Here is a 19,319-nt window from a genome sequence, read left to right on the forward strand (position 1 = left end):
CCGGGCTGTCGATGAGGCTCAGCGGCTCGTCGACCCCGTCCCCAGGTCGTCCGACATGCCTTGCTGGTCCTACTGTGCGGTGCGCCCGCTCGCCGAGAGCACCCTTTCGGGATCGGGAATCTCGGAGACGAAGAACCTCCGCTTCCCCGAGTTCTCCAGTGGGATGTCGTCGGTGTATTGGAACTCGCAGCTGAGGATGCCCCCGATCTCTTCCTCGGGATGGAGCCTGAGGGCGGCATTCAGCTGCGAGGATCTCTCGGCGTTCAGGGCATAGGTGAAGCGACCGATCGCGTTCTGGCGCAGCTGGAACTGTGTGATCGTCGGAAGGCAGTCGATCTTCATGAGGAGCCGGAAAACGGTGGCGCGGACAGGAGACTGCTCGGTGCCGCCGATCGGGACATCGCTTCGTCGACCGACGAGTTCGGCGAGCTCGTTCGGGATAGGGAGCCCGCGCTCGTCCATGGCGAACCGACCGAGATCGCCGGTGTCGTACCGGATGAATGGCGTCGCACGGTTGTACAGGTCAGTGATCACGATCCGCCCGACAACTCCGGGGGGTGCGGGCTCGTCGGAGTCCAGAGCCAGGATCTCGATATGGAACGTGCTGGTGTCGAGCTGGTAGGGCTGGGTGGTGTCCTTCGCGAAGCCGATGATGCCGTTCTCCGTGTTGGAATAGCGGATCGACAGACCGATGCCGAAGTGTCGCGGCACGGCAGCCTTGAGATATGCGGAGGCAGGTTCGCCGACAGCAAGCACGACGGAGACCGCACCTCGGGGTGCCTTGAGGTCGAACTCCTCGAAGCTCCGCAGCAGCCGCTCCAGGAATGAGCTCAGCCCCATGAGCGTCACGCCTCGGCGGCGACCGATCCAGCGAGCGACCTTCCGGATGGACTGCTCGTCCTGTTCGCCGCCGTAGAGGTACTGACCGCGAAGCCGGTAGGAGACGCGATCTCGGGGAGTGGCGAGGATCCACGATCGACAGTGGACGATCGGACCGAAAGGGTCCGATCCGAGGAAGCGGTACGCCGACACGAGTTCGGCTCTGTGGCGAGTCAGCCTGCCCGCATCGAAATATGAGGTGAAGGGAATGCCTGAGCTCCCAGAGGAGAAGTGGGGGTGAGCTTCTCGAGACGGGTCCCGTCGACGTAGAAGTCTCGAGGGTCGGCCACCATCATCGCTTTGGTCACCACGGGGAGCTCCGCGAGGGGCTTCACTCCGAGCCTGCGATAGAAGGGGACATTCTCTGAGGCATGCGCGAGGATCCGCGCGATCTTCGAAGGTGCCGCCTCGGTCGATGCGCTCTCGAACGTCTGCTGTACTTCATGTGCTGTAGCTTCCGAGAGGCCGTGAGGAACTGCTCGGGCCAGGCGGAGGCGGACTGCGGACGCGATCATGCTCGCCCCCATCCGGCGCAATTGCTGGGGTCTCCGGGAGCGGCGAGTGCTGCGTCCCCACTCAGAGTGTTCCCGGGGGTGACGGCGCGTTGAGGAGACCATGGCGGGGAGCTCGGTTCTTCCGATGACAGCTGGCGCGCCCATTATATGTTGCATATGTCCGTTTTGAGGCGAACTGACACCGTGCACGTGGTGCGGGGTGGAGCTCGGCAAGATCTTGCTGTTCCGCCACCTGCGCCCTGGCCTTGATGGTCACAGCGCCGCCACCCCTGAAGTCCCCAAGGGAGTTGAGTCCCGCATGGTGGTGAAGCGCGGTGGTCCTGTGAAGTCTCAAGACATCGTGGACGGTTGATCTCATGACATCGTGGACGCTTCGACGTGGGACTGCCGCACGATCAGGTGTCAGCTGGGGTTAGGCCGCCAGGCTGACGGTAGGGTTCATGATGGTCTCGTACTCGATGGGGATCAATCGTCCCAGGCGGGCCTGCCGGCGACGACGGTGATAGGTGCGCTCGATCCAGGTGATGATCGCGATCCGGAGGTCCTCGCGGGTGTGCCACCGCTTGCGGTCCAGGATGACAGGCAGCTCGGGGAGGGACCGCGACCCCCTCCCGCGATAGAAGGGGACCGAGTCCGCGGCGTGCCGCGTGATCCGGTCGATGTCTGCGGGGGAGGACCCGGCCCGGGGACTCCAGAGCCGTCTGCACCTCGCGGGCTGCGGACTCCGACAGACCGTGGGGGATCATCCGGGCGATCTGGTGCCGGACCCTGCAGGCGATCATGCTCCACCTGACCGCATGCGGACCACGTCGTGCGCGCTCCCGTGGCGTGGGGCGAGAGGGACGTGCTCGGCCCGGAGCGTCGCATCCGGGTCTTTCATCTCGTTCACGAACGTCTGGCGTTTGCCGGCACCCGAGTGCAATGTGTCTTCGGGATAGATGACGCGGCAGCTGGTGATGTCCCCGATCTCCTCATCGAGGATCCTGCGCGACGTGCCCTCGAGGGCGTCCGAGCGGTCCGCGTTCAGGAGCCAGGTGAATCGTTCGATGTCGTGCTGGCGCAGTTGGAACTGGGTGACCTCGGAGATCTGCTCGACGGGCTCCAGGATCTAGAAGTGCGTCGCCCTCCGAGGAGCCTCGTGGGTCTCGGCGATCGGGAAGTCCCGTATGCGGCCGGCCAGTTCGGCGAGCGCATTGGGAACGATCCGGCCAGCGCTGGCGAGTGCGAAACGACCGAGGTCGCCGGTGTCGTGCCGGATGAAGGGCATCGACCGGTTGAACAGGTCGGTCATGACGACGCGGCCGAGCGCCCCGGATGGCGCAGGATCGTCGGGGTCCGGGTCGAGGATCTCGGCGTGATAGGAGCTGGTGTCCAGCTTGTAGTCGGATCCGCTCGGACGTGTGAACCCCAGCAGCCCGTTCTCCGTGTTCGAGGACCGCATGCTGAGGTCGACGCCGAACTGCTGCCGGGTCATCGTCCTCAGGGAGGCGGTGCCGGGTTCCCCTGCCGCCCAGGACCACGGAGACCGGCCCCGGGGCGAAGTCGATGCCGGGCTCGGCGAAGCGGCCCAGCAATGTCTCGATGTACGAGCAGAGGCCGATGATGGCTGTGCCGCGCCTCCGGCTCAACCATCGCGCGACCTCGCGGACGGTGGCCTCGTCGGTCTCTGCCGAATAGAGATGCTGGCCGCGCAGTCCGTGCGCGATCTCCTCCGGCGGCGAAGAAGTCCTGGGGCGACTCGACCATCATCGGTTTCGAGACCACCGGCAGCGCCCCGAACGGCACCCGTTCCAGGCGCTGGTAGAACAGTACGTTGCCGATCGCGTGCTGGACGATGCGATGGATCCAGAGTCCAAGGGCGCACGAGGTGGCGCTGCCGAGGGTCTGCTCGACCTCGGCGGCTGCCGCGGGGGTGGCCCCGTTCGGCATGATCCGGGCTGCGGCGCGGCGGGCGGAGGCGATCACGTCGATAGCTCATCTCACGTGACGACGGTACTATATGTACCATAGGTCTAAGTTGTCCGAATTGGGCAATGCTCCGCCAGGTGCCGGCGGGACCGTGCACGTCGACCCGTTGGTCGGGAGAGCAGGATTCCGATGCCGAAACTGCGATCAGGAGCCGCGCCTCGACCACCGGCAGTCCGATCTGCTCGCCGGGGTGGGCCCGGCGCGGGTCGGCTCCACCGCAGCAGGACCTCGCGAGCGGCATCAGCGCATGGTCGGAGTCGATCGTGGTCGAGGAGCAAGTCCCGTGAACGCCGTCGCCGGATCTCCCGGGTCCGCAGACCGCGATCGATCCGCGGGACCGGTGGGACAGCGGTGCCCTGTGCGGGGTGCGAGTCGACGGATCCACCTCGAGGGGGTCTGTTGAGACTGCGCTGACGCAGCACGCCATTCTCGTCACCACGGAACGCACGAGTCCTATTCCTTTCCGACCACTGCGGTCGGTGCTCTTCATGAAAGTAGTGATCCAGGTGAACTCCAACACCGTCGCATCCCCGTCCCGCCCGCTCGACGTCGCTGTCGAGATGGACGACCCGACTCACCTCGAGCAGAGGTACGAGGACCCTCCCGGGGTGGGGGCATGTCCCGAACCTGCTGCGAGCCCCGTCGGGGTCAGCAGCAGGGGCATGAGGATCCCGACCGCACGGGGCCCGCTGAGCGAGGCTGTGCTGAGGATCCTGCGCTCCGGTGACACGGACGGAGCCTCGAGCCTCCCCGCGGCAGGCAGCATCGACGACGCCCAGATCGCCCTGTGGTCCCTGTACGAGCTGCACTACCGGGGATTCGGGGGCGTCTCTGACAGCTTGGAATGGGACCCACAGCTGATCGGGCTGAGGCGGCGACTCGAGCGGGACTTCGAGCACGAACTGCGGGAGCGCGCCCCGTTGCCGCCCCCGCCGGGGGACTTCGCCGAAGACTTCTTCGCCGCGATCGCCGCGCACGACGGTCCCTCGGTCGCGCATTACCTGCAGCGCTCCGCGACCGAGACCCAGATGCATGAGTTCCTGCGGCACAAGTCGATCTACACGCTCAAGGAGTCCGATCACACGACGTGGACGATCCCGCGATTGTCCTATCCCGTGAAGGCTGCCGTGGTGGAACTGCAGTACGACGAGTACGGAGGCGGGAACCCTCATCGCCTCCACGCCAATCTCTTCGCCAAGGGGATCGAGGCGTGCGGTCTGTCCGCCGAGTACGGGGCGTACATCGACGACGCCCCGGTCGAAGTCCTGGTGCAGAACAACGTGATGAGCCTGTTCGGTCTGAATCGTCGGCTGCGGGCCGCGTCCCTCGGCTTCCTCGGCGCCTTCGAGGCCACGAGCTCCGGCCCGTGCCGCAGGATCGCCCGCGGGCTGGCCCGCCTCGGATTCCCTGCCGAGATCATCGAGTACTACACGGAGCACGTCGAAGCTGATGCGGTCCACGAACAGCTCGCCGTACGGACCGTCTGCGGGGTCCTCCTGGAGGAGGAGCCGGAGCAGTACGAGAACATCTGGTTCGGCGCCTGGGCGTGCATGTATGTCGATGACCTCTACGCCGATCGCGCTCTGGGGGAGTGGGCGTCATGAGCGCCGGGAAGGACAGCGATCATCCGGACATCGTGCTCTGCCCCGGTGGTCCCATGCTGCTGCGCGGCGACCACGTGGTCGAGGACGAGGACGGCAACGAGCACCGGACATGGCGCCCGGTGAGTGCCGTCTGCCGGTGCGGCGGCTCGGGGATCAAACCGTGGTGCGACGGCACGCACAAGATAATGCAGAAGCGGAGCACCCGCTGAACGAGATCCGGACAAGGCCCTCCGAGGGGACCGCGCGGCCCTGGCCTCGCCGCAATTCGATGTCAGGAGTGCCGATCCTCCGTCTGAGCGTCACGTTCCTCGTGCTGAGCATTCTCCTGAGCTCAAGGTTCTCGATCCCGCTGTTCGGCGGTGAACTGGACGTTTTCGGGGTCGCTTTCATCGGGCTGTCGGTTGCGAGCTGGCTCATGAGCCCGCACCGCAGCTCACGGAGCAGAGCTCCGCTCCTCTTCGCCCTCACGGCGGGGCCGCTGCTGCTTCTCCTCGGACTTCTGCCGACGCTCGGCATACTCGTGGCGGACGCAGGCATCACCCTGCTCTATGCCTGGATCCTGCCGGCGAAAGTGCTGGCCACACTCCTCCTTTCTCGCGCCGTGCAGTCGCACGGTCTGGACATTCGCAGAATCGGGCTGATACCGATAGTCGCGCACGGCGTGTACGGGCTCCTCCAGACTCTGTATCGAGCAGAACTGATCCCGACGTCCGTGTGGGGCCCGATGGCGAACTGGGACATCAGATCTCAGCAGTACTGGGACGCCGAGTACGTGATCGTCGGGCGCTCGACCGGGCTGTTCATCAACGCCAATGAATTCGGCATGTGGAGCTGCCTCGCGGTGGTGTTCTCCGCGACGCTGGCCGAGGGCAGGGTCCGGGTGATCGGGTTGTTCCTCGGAGTCGCCGGGGTGCTCGGCAGTCAATCGCGGACGGCATGGATCGTCCTGGCGCTGATCATCGTGTTCTATGCGGTTCGCGGTGCGCGGCATCGTCGGGCCGCCGAGATCACCGTGGGTGTCGTCAGTCTGCTTGCGCCGGTGGTGGCGCTCGGATGGCTCACTGGGGCATTCGCCGCCGTCGCTGACCAGATCGACGTCGAACGTATCGCGGGGGTCCTGGCCGTGGCAGAGGAAGGAGTCGACGCGGACGCGAACCTGAATGCCAGGGTGGACGCCTGGAGAGATGTGTGGATCTACAGCGGCGCCTATCCGTTTGGAACGCTCTTGCCGCCGATCGGTGTTTTCGGTGGATATATCGACAACCAGTATGTGTCCTTCTTCCTGCAGGGAGGTCCGTTCCTGCTGGGAGCATTCCTCCTCCTGCTGGCCTCGCCGGTGATGTTCAGGTGCTTGGGCTTCCGGGGCGGGATGACGCTCCGGTTGGTCGTGCTCGTCGTGGCGGTGTCGGGTCTGACCATGACGCCTGTCAGTTCATTCTCCGCGTCGTCACTGGGGTGGCTAGCCGCCACACATGTCGTCGGATCGACACCCCGGACCGCCGCCGGTCTTCGCGAGCACGGGGTCCTGGCGTAGTCGCCGCGAAAGGCTCTCGTCACCCGGTCGCCGCAGCAGAGGAGGATTCCGTCGAGTTCATCTCGCTGATGAAGTAGCGAGACTTACCGGAACGCGAGAGCGGGATGCCGGGCACGTACTCGAAGTCGCAGTCCACGATGTCACCGATCTCCACGTCCATCAGGTGGAGGAGGCGTTCCTCGACTGCTGAGGATCTCTCGGCATGCAGCGTCCACGTGAAGTGCCCGATGGCACGCTGTCGAAGCTGGAACTGTCGGATCTCATGGATGTCATCGACCTGCATGAAGAGCTTGAAGAACGACGCTCGGGTCGGTGCCTGTGCGGTGCCCCCGATGAGATTATCGGAGCGCCTCCCATGAAGTTCGGCGAGCTTGTCAGGGATGTGCTCGCCTCGCTCGTCGACGGCGAAGCGTCCGAGGTCCCCAGTGTCGTAGCGGAGGAACGGCATTGCTCGGTTGAACAGGTCCGTGACCACGATCCGGCCGACCTCGCCGGGACCTGCCGCTCTGTCGTGGTCCTGGCCGAGGATCTCGATGTGGAAGGTGCTGGTGTCGAGGTGGTACGGGCGGCCCTGTCCGGTGGCGAATCCGAGCAGCCCGAGTTCCGTGCTCGAGTAGCGCATGGCGAGTTCGACGCCGGTCAGCTCCGGAGTCGCTGCGACAAGATAGGAGGGCGCGGGCTCGCCCACTCCGAGAACGGCATCGACGCTGCCCGGAGGGAGCGAGATCTCGTGCGCTTGGAGGCCTCGGAACAGGTTCTCCACCAGGGAGCACAGTCCGATGATCGTCGTGCCCCGGTGGCGTCCGAGCCATCGGGCGACGGAGCGGATGGAGGACTCGTCCTGCTCGCCGGAGTACAGGTGCTGGCCGCGCAGGGCGTAGGAGAGTCGCTCTCGGCGGGTTGCCTGGAACCAGGGGCGGCAGTGGACGAAGGTGCCGAACGGGTCCGCGCCGAGGAATCGATAGCCCGCCACGAGCTCCGCCCGATGGCGTGCGATCCGGTCCTTGTCGAAGTACGACTTGAGCGGGATCCCGGAGCTGCCGGAGGACAGGCGGGAGGCGAGCTTGTCGGGCCGCACCCCGTCGGCGAAGAATGATGGCGGATCTGCGACCATCATCGTCTTATCGACGATCGGCAGGCCAGCGAAGGATCTGTCACCCGATCGGCGATAGAAGGGGACGTTGGTGGTCGCGAACTGCACGGCTCTTTCGATCATTTCTGGTGCCGCCCCGGCACCAGCACCCTGCAGAGACCGCTGGACGTCGGACGCCGTCGTCTCACAGAGCCCGTACGGCATCGTGCGGGCCAGTCGATGACGGACGGTGGAGGAGATCATGTCAATCCTGTCGTGACGTGGTGGATGCGCTGGAGCTCGCGTGTTCCAGAGGTCGGTCCGCACTCTGAAGCAGGAGCAGGTTCTCGGGATCGGGCGTCTCGTTGACGAAGGTCTGGCGACTGCCGGGCCCCGAGTGCAATGTGCCTTCGGAGTAGACGACGCGGCAGTTGGTGATGTCCCCGATCTCCTCGTCGAGGATCCTGCGCAGCGTGCCTTCGAGGGGTCCCGGAGGCTCCGGCGATCGGGACGTCCTCGGCGGGGCCGACCAGTGCGGTAAAGGTGTTCGGTACGTTCCGCCCGGAATCGTTGGTCGCGAATCGCCCGAGATCGCCGGTGTCGTACCGGATGAAGGGCATCGCTCGGTTGGCGGTGCTGCGGAGGGGGTAGAACACGGCGCGGCTCATCTCGTCGGAAGACGGTGTCGTATGTACTATAGATCCGATTTGTCCGAGTTGGACCATGTTTCCGCCGGGAGCCAGCGGAAAGCGCACGTCGACCCCGTTCCTCGGGGGAGCAGGTGTTCGATGCCGATGCCGCGAACAGGATCTGGGAAGAGATCGTCGACCGCCTACGAGACCGTGAAGCGGATCGGTGACGCAGCGGTCGCCGGCACGGCCGCGGAGGATGCGCGATGAGCACTCAGCCCACGGTGGTGATCGGGTCCGCTGGGAGGCGGCTGTATCTCGTGCAGTGGTTCCGCGAGGCCTTCGAGGCCCTCGGCAGTGACCGAGCGGGGACCGCTGAGCTCGCGGCCGATGGCGTGGAGCTGGTGGTCAAGCACCCCTTCGGCAGCGGCTCCTCCGGCCTCGCGGTCGTGCCGGGAGCGGGCGTGGACGACGCGGTCGCGGCCGCCGTCCGCACGGCCCCCGCCATGCCCGGGACCCTCCCCTCGCCGGCGCGGACGCCCCTTGCCGCGACGTGCAGCAGGCTTTCGATCTCGACGAGGACGAGGCCTGGAAGGACTACGCCGCCGGCGTCGTCTCCGCGAAGTACGAGAGCGTCCGGGTCACGTCCCACCCCTCGGGCCGATGGGGGTCGCGAGGCTCCGTTGCGGAGCCCCCGGCCGCCGTCATGGCGGAGTCGGAACGCTGATCAGGCGGCATACGCCCGCCCGGAAGGGAAGTTCCCGGTGGCGACCGCGTCCACGAACTCGAGGAGCATATCCGCCGCATGCACATAGGACAGCGTGGCGGGATCCGGAAGAGGTTCGTGGTCTCCTCGGGCGGATGCGAGCACGGCTTCGGCGAGTGCCTCGATGTCGTCGGACGGGGCGACGGATACGGCAGGCAGATCCCGTACGCCCTTCACGTCGAAGCCGACGACCGGCAGGCCGATGGCGATCGCTTCGAGGCCGACTCGAGGAAGCCCTTCCCAGCGGGAGGTCTGGACGAGGACGTGCGCCTGCTCGAAGTAGGAGACGACATCTGTCCGTCCTCGGCGGCGCACCAGGCCCTCGATCGGGCTTCGGGTGTCTCGGGAGTCGAACAGCTCGCCGTCACCGAGCATGTCCAGGACGACGTCGACGCCTCGCCGGTGCAAGGCGTGCGCGAGCTCCACGGCGGCGGCTGGATCCTTGCGCGCCGAGAACTCGCCGCACCAGACGAGCCGCAGCGGCTCACCGCCCTCGTCCCAGCGGATGGGACTGCGCCGCGCGAATCGATGCGTGTCTAGTCCCACTCCGCCCAGCAGGCGCAATCGCGGCGTCCGGGAAGCGTTCCGGGAGAACCATCCCTCGTCGGAGGAGTTGATCGTCACGATCCCGCCCGTGCGAGGGATGAGTGCTCGCTCGGCGATCCGGAACGGGAGATCGGCCAGGCGGCGACCATTCCAGTGCAGGCCGTGGCAAAAATAGACCACAGGGGCACCCACGCCGGCGCCACGGGCGAGCATTGAGGCGGTGGCCGTGTTGGTCAGCACCACGTCGATCCCCTTGTCACGCACCCAGGCGCGCAGTTCGCGACGTGCTCCCAGATTCCGCGGGGAGGGGCGCCTCGTCACGGACGCGAGCACCGTCTGCCTGGCGATGCCCTTCGAGGGGGACCCTGCCGCGCACTCGACGATTGCTCCCTGTGCCTGCCAACGCTCGATGATCTCGAGGAAGAAGGCGTCGAGCGTCCCGCCGCTGGAGGTGAGCAATCCGATGACCGGGGCGCGCCTGTTCGGCTGAGCCATGGCGTCGGCCGAACTCTCTTGAGTCATCATCGTCCCGTCCGACCCGCTGCGATCGACGTCCGGCAGCGGAGCTGTCCGGTTTGTACGCTTTCCCATGGTTCAGACTCTACGGGACCGCCGAGCCCTTTGGAAGCGGGACCCGGTGGCGCACACCGCGTTCGGTTGCTGCCCGTGAACTCCTGATCCGGGGAGCACGATCCGGTGCATTTCGCCTACTGAGAAAGCGCCCTGCTCGGTTCAGGTCATGATGCGGACGCGCGGAGCCGTCGAGTGATTCCTGCGGCGATGTCATCGCTCGCTCTGGACACGAGGGCGAAGCTCTCGGCGTAGCCTTCGGCCGTGCCGCCGTAAGGATCCGCGATGTCGTTGACGACACCTGGGGGATTCGCGCGTCGGCGCTTCGGTGCGCACGCATGCACGAGCTCGTGCAGGGAACCATGCTTCTCGCGGTTCTCCACCGCCGAGATGACGCGGGCGAACTCGAGCATCGTGTACGTGCGCCGGACGGAGCGTGGGGCGAGGCGCGCGACCATCGCCCGCTGCTCCTCGGTCATGGTGAGGATCAGGCCTGCCGACTCGGCGGCGGCCTTCGTGACCTGAGTGCCGCGGTGCGGGAAGTCCGTGTCGAGGGACTCTCGGATGTGGGCGAGAGCCTCCGGGGCCGGCGGGGCGCCCACCATCGCATGGGTCCCCGCGCTGTGCAGGGTGATGCCGGAGCTCCTGAGATGGTGCGCGAGAAGCGCCTCGCCGACGGGGGAGCGGCAGATGTTCCCGGTGCACACCACGAGCAGCTGTGCCACGGCTATCGCTCCTCGATGCCGGCGCCCGAGCTCTCGGCTCCGGAGCCCGCTCGGGTCCGGTCGGCGACGTCCTCGGGATGACGCGCAAGAGCGTGGCGCGGTGCCGACAGTCGAGGCGCGGTCACTGGGGAGGCGCCGGCAGCCGGCTCGCCCGCTCGGCGCCGGGCCGGGGCGGCTCCCGCGTCGGGGCCGGCTGAGGCCGGTGCCGTCGTGGCGAGGTGGGACTGCGTCGTGGCGGGATCCGCGGAATAGGTCTCCTGCGCTGAGTAGAAGTGCTGGGTGCCGCGCTGGTAGCGATTGAGGATCACGCCCAGCAGACGCGCATCGACGCCTTCGAGCTTCTCGAGCGCCCTGCCGAGCTGATGCTTCTTCACCAGGTCGCTCCTGGCCACGATGATCGTCCCGCCCACGATCTGCGAGAGGATGGCCGCATCGGTGACGGCGAAGAGCGGCGGGCTGTCCACGACGACGAAGTCGTAGGCCGCCAGCGCATCGGCGAGCACCGTCTGCATGCGCTGGCTGCCCAGCAGCTCACTCGGGTTCGGCGGGATCGGACCGGAAGTCAGCACGTCGAGACCCTCGGTGTCCAGGGGCTGGGCGACGTCCGCGATGCTCGACTCGCCGATGAGAACGGTGGTCAGGCCTGCGTTGCCCTCGAGGCTCAGGTGCTTGGCCAGCGCCGGCCGGCGCAGGTCGGCATCGACCAGCAGCACGCGGCTTCCGGACTGTGCCAGGACGTGCGCGAGATTGATCGCGGAGCTCGATTTCCCTTCGCCGGGCATCGACGAGGTGACCAGGATGCTCCTGTCATCGGTCGTCAGACCGATGAACTGCAGGTTGGTGCGGAGGTCGCGGTAGGCCTCGGCCTGGATGCTCTGCGGGGACGTCGATGAGATGAGCGGGAACGAGGCGGTGTCCCGGCTGGTGGGAATCGTGGCGATGACCCGTCGGTCGAAGGTCTTCTCGATGTCCTCCGGCCGCCGGATCCGGTTGTCCAGGGAGTCCCGGACGAGTGCCATCCCGACGCCCGCGAGCAGCGCCAGCAGGATGCCGACGGCGACGTTGCGCAGCACATTGGGAGAAGTCTGGGACGTGGGAACCGTCGCCGGGGAGACGATGGTCAGGGCGACGGCAGAGCTCTCCCCGGTGGACTCGAGCTCCCCCACCTGCGTCTGCAGGCTGGCCGCGGTGGCATTCGCGATGGCTGCGGCCTCGGTCGGGTCCTCTGAGGTCGCTGTGATCTCGAGGATCAGCGTGTCCGGCGGCACCGTGACACTGATCTGCTCGGCGAGTGCGGCCGGAGTCGTGTCCATCCCGATCTCCGTGATCACGGGATCGAGGACCAGGGGGGTGGTGCCGAGCTGGGCGTAGCTCGTGATGCGTTGGCTCGCGAAGCTGACTGCGCTGTTGAGGTCCGCGACGCTGTCACCGATCGCCGTCTGCACGAAGACGCGGTTCGTCGCCTGGTACGTCGGGGTCTGGAGCGCTGTGTATCCGAGGACGGCCCCGAGGACCACGACAGCCGCCAGCGCTGCGAAGCCCAAACGCTCCAGCAGGATATTCAGGTAATGCTGCAACTCCACGGGAATCCGTTCGATAGTCGACACTGCCCGGCGTTGGGCCGAGCGAGCCGAGGCGGCTCATGGCGATGTCGGTCCCGCGAAGGTGCAGTGCACCTTCACGACGCGGGACAAGACCACCCCTGTGCGGATATTCTACTCAGCCAGGGCGCGACCGAGGGCGGTATCGACTCCGACCGCGGGGCGTCGCGCGGTGGGGACGGCACGCTGCGGTGATCCCTCGTGCAGGCCGTTTCTCGAATCCGGCGGTCCGTGGGGGTCGGGGACCGCTATGCGGCCGTCTCGGCGATGACTCCCTCGATGAGATCGGCAGTCTTCTTACCGATCGCCTCCCAGGACAGATTCTCCTGCGCGATGGCGGAGATCGCGTCGCGACGCACGGTGCCCGCATCGGTCTCGGCCACCAGGGCGCCGACCATCTCCGCGAGCTCCACCGGGGAATCCGCCGGCACGATCCAGCGATAGCCGACCCCCTTGAGGACGTCACTGTGCCCACCGAGGTCGCTGAGGATCACGGGCGTCCCGAGCATCAGGCTCTCCGCCACCTTCAGCGGTGCGACGCCGTGCAGGTTCCTCCTGACGCGACCGCTCTGGACGCTCAGCGTCGCGTAGGATTCCGCCACCCGCTCGTGGACCTCTGCCTGGGGCAGCCGCCCGCGAAATGTCAGGGTCGGATCGCTCTGCGCTGCGGTCTCCGCCGCGCTCGCCATCGAGCCGCTGCCGATGATCTCCAGCCGAACGCCGTCCGGCCAGTGGCCGGACGCCTTGGCTGCAAGGACCGTCTCGATGCCCTGCCAGGAGGCGAGCTCCCCGAAGAAGATGACGACAGGGGGACGGCCCGGTTCCTGTGCGAGGCTGCTCAGCCGCAGGGGCGCGCCGTTGGTCAGCGCGGTGATCTTGCCTGCGCTGATTTTGGCCGCCATCAGTCGAGCCAGCCCGGGCGTGACGGTGACGACGTGGTTCGTGAGCCGGTACTGCAGAGATCCCGCCCGCGACAGCAGGGGCCGGAGGACGGCCGTGCCGGGGTGCGCGATGAAGACGTCGTCACCGCTCCCATTCACCTCGAGGATGACCTTGCAGCCCAGTAGCCGTGAGAACAGCACCGCCGGGAGTGCGAGCGGGTGCGCCCGCAGGTAGAGCAGTCCCGTGCGTGGCGCAGCGGCGATAATGCGAAGCTGCGTGGCGACGATGTCGAGCAGTCTCCTGGCGCCGTCGGACCGGTGCTCCGAGGCGATGAGGCGCACAGAGCTGAACTGCGGTTCGTGCTCGCGGAGCGCTTCGTGGACGCCGTTGATGTGCTGGGCCGCAGCTGTTCCCTCGCGGACCGCTTCGATGGATGCGACGACGACGGAACGGCGCTGCGGAGCTCGCTCGCGTCGCCCTTCTCTGGGCGAGGGTCGAAGCCCCCCGGGGCGGCTGGGAGAACTCATGGTGGCCGCATCATAACGTGACGGCCGTGGTCCGGCTCACACGTCTCCCGCCGGGGCGTGAGGCGCACCAGGGTGTCGCCCCGACGCCCGGCACCGAGTGGCGCCGGCCCTGGTCGTGCCGGCGTAGGAGTGGTGAACCCTGATGGCTGGAGTGCGTGGCGAGCAGTCGTAGTATGGTGCGGGTGGGGGTCTCGGACAATTGGGCCTCTCGGTGCAATTCGGACACGCGTGAGTGCCCGCCCTCGCCTGGCGCGACGGCGGGCCCGAGCTCTCCGTGATGGTGCGCCACGACAGGGGCGACCACCTGACATCGCGGTGCCGTACAGAAAAGTTCAGGTATGCCGAAACTCATCATTGTCACCAATGCATACCCGTATGCAGTCTCGGATTACGGTTTCGTGGACGGCGAGATGTCGACTCTCGCCGGGCACTTCGACGCCATTCGCGTGGTGGCCGCGCAGGTGCCCTCGAATGCGTCACGGGGCGAGATGCCAGGAAACGTCGAGCTCAGCGCAGCGATACCGGGAGGCCGAGGTCAGCTCGTCCGTGAGAGCTTCCGTCGCTCGGGCGCGCTGCGGGAGTCGATGATCATCTTCCTCCGCGATCTGCGCCACGTGACCGGGGTTCGCACTCTGCAGCGACTCGTCTTCGCCACGTTGAGAGGCCGTCTCGTGGCGCTGAGGATTCGGGACGTCCTCGACGAGGACGCCTGGAGCGATGCCCGTGTCTACTTCTTCTGGGGCGCTTGGGGCGCTTATGCGATGCCCTGGCTGGAGGGCGAGGCCGCCACTATCTCCGTCCGCTTCCACGGCGGTGACCTGTATGTCGAGAGGAGCGGGGGGTACATGCCGTTCCGCCGCTCGATCTTCCGGCGCGCGGACCGGATCCTCACCGTGTCCGCGCACGGCCGTGACTACATCGCCGAACAGGGCTGCAGCGAGGGGGCCGGGGGCGAGGGCAAGGTCGTCCTGGCTCCCCTCGGGTCGCCGGATCTCGGACTGGGGCCGGTTCCTGACGGTGGAGGTCTGCAGGTCGTCAGCTGTTCAGCAGTGGACCAGAACAAGCGGGTCGGGTTGATCCTGGCGGGCCTGAAGCTGCTCGCCGAGGTCGGGGTCGAGGTCAGGTGGACGCATTTCGGAGACGGGCCGGAGATGGCGGCGCTGAGGCAGGACGCGGGCGACCTGCCGGAGGGGCTCACGGTGGAGCTCAGAGGGCGTACTCCACGGGACGAGATCCTCGCGTTCTACCAGGAGACTCCCGTGGACGTCTTCGTGAACGCCAGCCGTTCCGAGGGCGCTCCCGTCAGCATCATGGAGGCCCTGTCGTTCGACATCCCCGTCGCGGCTCCAGCGGTCGGGGGGATTCCGGGGATGCTCCCGCGCGACAGTTCTCTCGGCGTCGTCTTCTCCGCCGACAGCGACGCCGACGACGTTGCGTCGGCAATCCACAGGGCGGCCGGATTGCGGACGGTTGGTCCCGGGGCGCGGCGGACGCATTGGGAGAAGCATTTCGATGCGCACACGAACAGCACCATCGTCGCCGAGCTGTTGGGGCCATAAGTGCTGCGGCAATATCGGGAGACGGTGATCCGCGCGCGTCGGGATGCCCGAGTGCCTCAGGTCGCGGCGCTGCTCTATTGCGCCGCGGTCCCCTTCGATGCGTTCACCGTGATCGCCGGCAGGACTCTTCCCTCGCTCGTCGGGGCCGTCTTCCTTGTGACCTGGATGGCGAGCTTGACGAGGCGCACGGCCCCGCTTAGGTTCCCGAGGGTGCTCGTGGTCAGTGCCGTGGCGCTGCTCGCATGGGCTATCACGACTCTGCTGTGGGCTCCCCCGGAAGTGAGGCTGATCGGGGTCGCTTCGATGGCGTACAGCATCGTGCTCATGGCGCTGTTGGTGGACACCATGAAGGAGCGGCTGCGCAGTGCCCTCCTCGCGTACATCGCCGGCGCGTGCGTCCTCGCGACGTGGCTCGTCGTCTCACCCACTCAGCGCTACTCCGGGCGGTACAGCGTGGGTGGGGCGGATGAGAACGAGACTGCCTTCCAGTTCGCCATCGCGATCGGTGCCGTCGTCTGGTTGTACCTCAATGCCCAGGTGCGCTCGTCCCTGTTGCTCGGTTCCGGATTGCTCCTGGGATTCGGGGTCATCCTGACCGGCTCCCGTACGGGGTTCGTGGCGATGGCGGCGATCGTCTGCGCGGGCCTGGCCCATGGAGCTCTGTCCCGGCGGGGGGCGTCGCTGCGGATGGTGCTCCTCGTCGCGATGGGACTCATCGCAGTCGCCGTCGCTGCGGCATTGAACGTGATACCGCTGCGGGTGCTGGAACTGCTGGAGGGCGAGACCAGCCTGCGCGATTCGAGCCGAGCTCAGATTGCGGAGCTGTACCTGAAGACGGTCGATCACTGGTGGTTCTTCGGGGTGGGGTACGGCTCCGACGCCGTCTATCTCGAGGCGACCGAGGGCGTGGTGCTCAATGCCCATGGACTGTTCTTCAAGGGATGGGTCGAGCAAGGAGCTGTGGGTCTCCTCCTGATCGTGGCGCTGCTGCTGTCGGCGTTGGTCACGGCGCGGGTCAACGATGGCGCGGTCGGATACTTGATCCTGGCCGTGCCGGTGCTCATATTCGGTATCACGCTCGCGGGACTGGGTTTCGCCGGTTTCTGGTTCGTGCTGGCCCTCTCCGCGCTGACCAGCGGAGGTGGACCGCCGGGCCGAGGCGGCGGGGCGGCGGCCCCCGTCGACGGTCGACCGGATGACGTGACGAGGTCCCTGCCGCCCACCCCACGGACAGGCGCAGCGGAGAGCGATGGTTCCGGGGGGACGATCAGAGGGAGAAGGGGTGTCTCGTGACAGTCGTGCGGCCGATATGACCGATGAGAGCGGTGGTCCGAAGAAGCAGGTCCCTTCCTTCCTGCGAAACGTCCTCCATCTGTTCACCGGAAGTGCCGTCGCGCAGGTCGTGACCATGGGGGCCCTGCTCGCCACGGCTCGGTTGTACGGCGACGAATCGTTCGGGGCGCTGGCGCTGTACACCTCCACAGTGGCGATCGTCGTGCCGATCGCGTCGCTGCGCTACAACTTCGCCATCATGCTTCCGGAAGAGGACCACGATGCGTGGACGATCGTGCAGCTCTCGCAGCGGATCGTGCTGATGATGGCGGTGCTCTCGTCGCTCGTCGTGGCGGCGGTGGTGATCTGGGGACCCGAGGGGATCGGTGGGCCCTACGCGGCCTGGCTGCCGCTCTGCGGTGTCAGCATCTTCCTGCTCGGGCAGTCCAGCGTCCTGGGATACTGGCTCAACAGGCAGGGAGAATTCGCCAAGCTGGCCCGGAACAACGCCCTGCTCGCATCGGGGACCGGGGCCAGTCAGATCGGTCTGGGTCTCCCGCGCGGCGCGGGCGCGAGCGGGCTCATCGTCGGGACCATCTTCGGGCAGTTCGTGGCGTGCGTGCGGCTCTTCCAGCTCGCCCGGGCGTCTCTTCCGAAGACCAAGCCGGACCGTCGGCGAATGGTCGAGATGGCGAAGGAGCATGTGCGGATGCCACTGCTCAACGGGACCACCGCGATCATGGATGCGATCCGGCTGAACGGCATCAACTTCCTGATCGGGGCCGGCTCCGTCGCGGCTCTCGGCCAGTACAACATGGCGTGGCGACTGACGATGGCACCGATGAGTCTGATGAACGCGGCCATCAGTCAGGTGCTGTTCCACAGGCTGGCACGATCCGCACCCGGCGAGATGACACCGCTGCTGAGGAAGATCATCGTGAGGCTCGCGGCGGTCGGCCTGCCCTGTTCGGCCGGTCTGTACCTGCTGTCCCCGACCCTGTTTCCCCTGTTCCTGGGTGCGGAATGGGTCGATGCGGGAGAGTTCGCGCGGTCCTTGACGCCCTGGCTCCTGCTCATGTTCGTCAGCTCGCCGATCTCCACGGTGTTCATCGTGGCCAACAGGCAGGGTGTTCTGCTCGTCTTCTCCATCCTCTATGCGGCCGCGCCGCTTCTCTTCGTGTCGCTCTACGATGCGGACCTGCACGTGGTCATCACGGTGATGAGCTGGATCATGGCCGTGTTGCTGGCGGTGGTGGTCGGACTGGCCCTGTGGGTGGCGCGTCGGTTCGACGCACGGCAGCAGGGGTCGTGATCCGTTCCGGTGGCTCGGTCGGGCGCGTCGGGTCAGGCTCGCGCTGATCGCGGGTCCGTGCGTGCCCGGGGGTCGGGCTCTGGTGACCGTGGCACAATGGACGCCACGTGCGCCCGAATTATGACGATTCGCCTGACTGTCCTCGTGGCCATCGAGGTTCCGACCTCACGGGCGGCCGGCCGAACGATCTCGAGGACCGGCACACCACGAGGCGCACCTCGTGGGAGACGACGGGGCATTGGCGTGAAGGACGGAACGGAAGATCCCGGTGAAAAGGGTCCGGGCGGGCCCGCGCGCATCGCGCTGGCTGCGTCCCTGGTCGCTCTGCTCGTGTGGATGGTGCTCGCGGCATGGCGGGAGTCCCATGACTTCTCGGTGGGGCTCGTGCATGGAGTCGCTTCACTGGTTCTCGGCGTGGGTGCCCTGCTCGGCGGCGCGGCCGCGCGCCGCGGGGCCGGAGCTCCTCTGGGGGCGATGGCACTTCTCCTCGCGCTCCTGGTGCTGCTCGGCAGGCCCTTCTACACCAATGCGGAAGCAGCCGCCGGTGTGCAGCTGGTGGCCCTGTCCGGCCTGTTGCTGGCGGGCTCGCCCTCGGGTCCGCGCGCGGGACCGATGACGGCCGTCCGGACGGTGCTCGCCGCGGCGACTGGGGCGCTGGGAGTGCTCCTCGCCGCCCGCTCGCAGGCCGCGTCGGTGCTCGTCGTCCTCATGGTCGTGGTCGTCGTCCTGGCCCTGCGCAGGGGCACTGCCCCGGCGCGACACGCGATCCTCGCAGCGGGTCTGGGCGTGATCGGAGCCGCGATGGTGGTCGTCGTCGTCCTGGGCGGACTGCCGGTGTGGCCCCGGTGGTTGCGTGCCCACGGCAGTCTCAGCGGAGCACGGCACCGGCTGTGGGGCGACGCGCTCGCCCTGTGGGGCGAACACCCGGTCCTCGGCGGGGGGCCCGGATCGTTCCTGGAGTTCTCGGCGACCGCCCGCTCGGAGCCCCACCTCTATGCCGCCCACTCCTCGATCCTCCAGGTGGGCGCGGAGTTCGGGGCCGTCGGAGCGCTGCTGTTCGTCGGCGTCCTGGTCACGGGGACGCTGACCGCCTCCCGGGGCGAGGGTGCACGCGGGGTGATCGGGGTCGCCGCCTGGTGCGCCTTGGCGGTGCACTCGATGATCGACCACCTGTATGAATTCCCGCTCGTCTGCCTGCTGGCGGGGCTGGTGATCGGGTGGGCTGGATCCAGAAGATCCCATGCCCCTCTCCGTCGTGACTCCGCATGAACCCCGACGACGACCCACCACCCTCCGCCGTCGCGCAGGTTCACACGTGAACACGATCCTTTCACCGCGGCGGCGCGGCCCGTAGTTTT

The 19,319-nt window shown here is 67.2% G+C and carries 15 protein-coding genes and 1 pseudogene; 8 read left to right on the top strand and 8 right to left on the bottom strand.

Annotation, left to right across the window (positions count from 1 at the left end; genetic code table 11):
- Positions 1–69: 69 nt before the first annotated feature.
- The 3 genes and pseudogenes from ACHUEU_RS10700 to ACHUEU_RS10710 form a co-directional block, all read right to left on the bottom strand.
- The gene (locus tag ACHUEU_RS10700) at positions 70–1,032 is read right to left on the bottom strand and encodes a phenylacetate--CoA ligase family protein (RefSeq protein ID WP_394216109.1); all 963 of its coding nucleotides are present in this window, start codon (positions 1,030–1,032) and stop codon (positions 70–72) included.
- A gap of 774 nt (positions 1,033–1,806) precedes the next feature.
- Positions 1,807–1,971: pseudogene (locus ACHUEU_RS10705) on the bottom strand (IS3 family transposase); the annotation flags it as partial.
- A gap of 531 nt (positions 1,972–2,502) precedes the next feature.
- Entirely contained in the window at positions 2,503–2,868 is a 366-nt protein-coding gene (locus ACHUEU_RS10710; RefSeq protein WP_394216110.1) for a hypothetical protein, read from the bottom strand.
- Positions 2,869–4,024: 1,156 nt separating this feature from the next.
- On the opposite strand from ACHUEU_RS10710, the gene ACHUEU_RS10715 reads away from it, so the two are divergent.
- The 3 genes from ACHUEU_RS10715 to ACHUEU_RS10725 all read left to right on the top strand — a co-directional run bounded on the left by ACHUEU_RS10715 (position 4,025) and on the right by ACHUEU_RS10725 (position 6,500).
- Entirely contained in the window at positions 4,025–4,966 is a 942-nt protein-coding gene (locus tag ACHUEU_RS10715; RefSeq protein ID WP_394216111.1) for an iron-containing redox enzyme family protein, read from the top strand.
- Entirely contained in the window at positions 4,963–5,175 is a 213-nt protein-coding gene (locus ACHUEU_RS10720; RefSeq protein WP_394216112.1) for a CDGSH iron-sulfur domain-containing protein, read from the top strand. The genes ACHUEU_RS10715 and ACHUEU_RS10720 overlap by 4 nt, the downstream gene beginning before the upstream one ends.
- A 68-nt stretch (positions 5,176–5,243) precedes the next feature.
- Positions 5,244–6,500, top strand: a complete 1,257-nt coding sequence (locus ACHUEU_RS10725; RefSeq protein ID WP_394216113.1) for an O-antigen ligase family protein — start codon at positions 5,244–5,246, stop codon at positions 6,498–6,500.
- 19 nt (positions 6,501–6,519) lie between these two features.
- On the opposite strand, the gene ACHUEU_RS10730 is transcribed toward ACHUEU_RS10725, so the two are convergent.
- Positions 6,520–7,701, bottom strand: coding sequence for a phenylacetate--CoA ligase family protein (locus ACHUEU_RS10730; protein ID WP_394216114.1), 1,182 nt, complete (start codon positions 7,699–7,701; stop codon positions 6,520–6,522).
- Between the two features lie 1,053 nt (positions 7,702–8,754).
- Here ACHUEU_RS10730 and ACHUEU_RS10735 point away from each other — a divergent pair.
- Entirely contained in the window at positions 8,755–8,928 is a 174-nt protein-coding gene (locus tag ACHUEU_RS10735; protein WP_394216115.1) for a hypothetical protein, read from the top strand.
- Here ACHUEU_RS10735 and ACHUEU_RS10740 read toward each other — a convergent pair whose 3' ends face one another.
- The 4 genes from ACHUEU_RS10740 to ACHUEU_RS10755 all read right to left on the bottom strand — a co-directional run bounded on the left by ACHUEU_RS10740 (position 8,929) and on the right by ACHUEU_RS10755 (position 13,632).
- Positions 8,929–10,008, bottom strand: a complete 1,080-nt coding sequence (locus ACHUEU_RS10740; RefSeq protein ID WP_394216116.1) for a glycosyltransferase — start codon at positions 10,006–10,008, stop codon at positions 8,929–8,931. It abuts the gene before it with no gap.
- Positions 10,009–10,250: 242 nt separating this feature from the next.
- The gene (locus tag ACHUEU_RS10745) at positions 10,251–10,808 is read right to left on the bottom strand and encodes an arsenate reductase/protein-tyrosine-phosphatase family protein (protein ID WP_394216117.1); all 558 of its coding nucleotides are present in this window, start codon (positions 10,806–10,808) and stop codon (positions 10,251–10,253) included.
- A gap of 2 nt (positions 10,809–10,810) precedes the next feature.
- Positions 10,811–12,391 carry a tyrosine-protein kinase domain-containing protein gene (locus ACHUEU_RS10750; protein WP_394216118.1) on the bottom strand — a complete coding sequence of 527 codons (1,581 nt, stop codon included), beginning with the start codon at positions 12,389–12,391 and terminating at the stop codon, positions 10,811–10,813.
- 266 nt (positions 12,392–12,657) lie between these two features.
- On the bottom strand, positions 12,658–13,632 hold the full coding sequence (locus tag ACHUEU_RS10755; RefSeq protein ID WP_394216119.1) for a glycosyltransferase: 975 nt from the start codon (positions 13,630–13,632) through the stop codon (positions 12,658–12,660).
- Between the two features lie 596 nt (positions 13,633–14,228).
- On the opposite strand from ACHUEU_RS10755, the gene ACHUEU_RS10760 reads away from it, so the two are divergent.
- From ACHUEU_RS10760 to ACHUEU_RS10775, 4 genes are all read left to right on the top strand, one after another.
- Positions 14,229–15,377, top strand: a complete 1,149-nt coding sequence (locus ACHUEU_RS10760) for a glycosyltransferase (protein WP_394216120.1) — start codon at positions 14,229–14,231, stop codon at positions 15,375–15,377.
- Positions 15,378–15,428: 51 nt separating this feature from the next.
- Positions 15,429–16,670, top strand: coding sequence for an O-antigen ligase family protein (locus ACHUEU_RS10765; RefSeq protein ID WP_394216121.1), 1,242 nt, complete (start codon positions 15,429–15,431; stop codon positions 16,668–16,670).
- Between the two features lie 16 nt (positions 16,671–16,686).
- On the top strand, positions 16,687–17,961 hold the full coding sequence (locus tag ACHUEU_RS10770; RefSeq protein WP_394216122.1) for an oligosaccharide flippase family protein: 1,275 nt from the start codon (positions 16,687–16,689) through the stop codon (positions 17,959–17,961).
- Positions 17,962–18,435: 474 nt separating this feature from the next.
- The gene (locus ACHUEU_RS10775; protein WP_394216123.1) at positions 18,436–19,230 is read left to right on the top strand and encodes an O-antigen ligase family protein; all 795 of its coding nucleotides are present in this window, start codon (positions 18,436–18,438) and stop codon (positions 19,228–19,230) included.
- Positions 19,231–19,319: the final 89 nt, after the last annotated feature.

This window comes from Brachybacterium vulturis (assembly GCF_043641765.1).
GTDB classification, from domain to species: Bacteria; Actinomycetota; Actinomycetes; order Actinomycetales; family Dermabacteraceae; genus Brachybacterium; species Brachybacterium vulturis_A.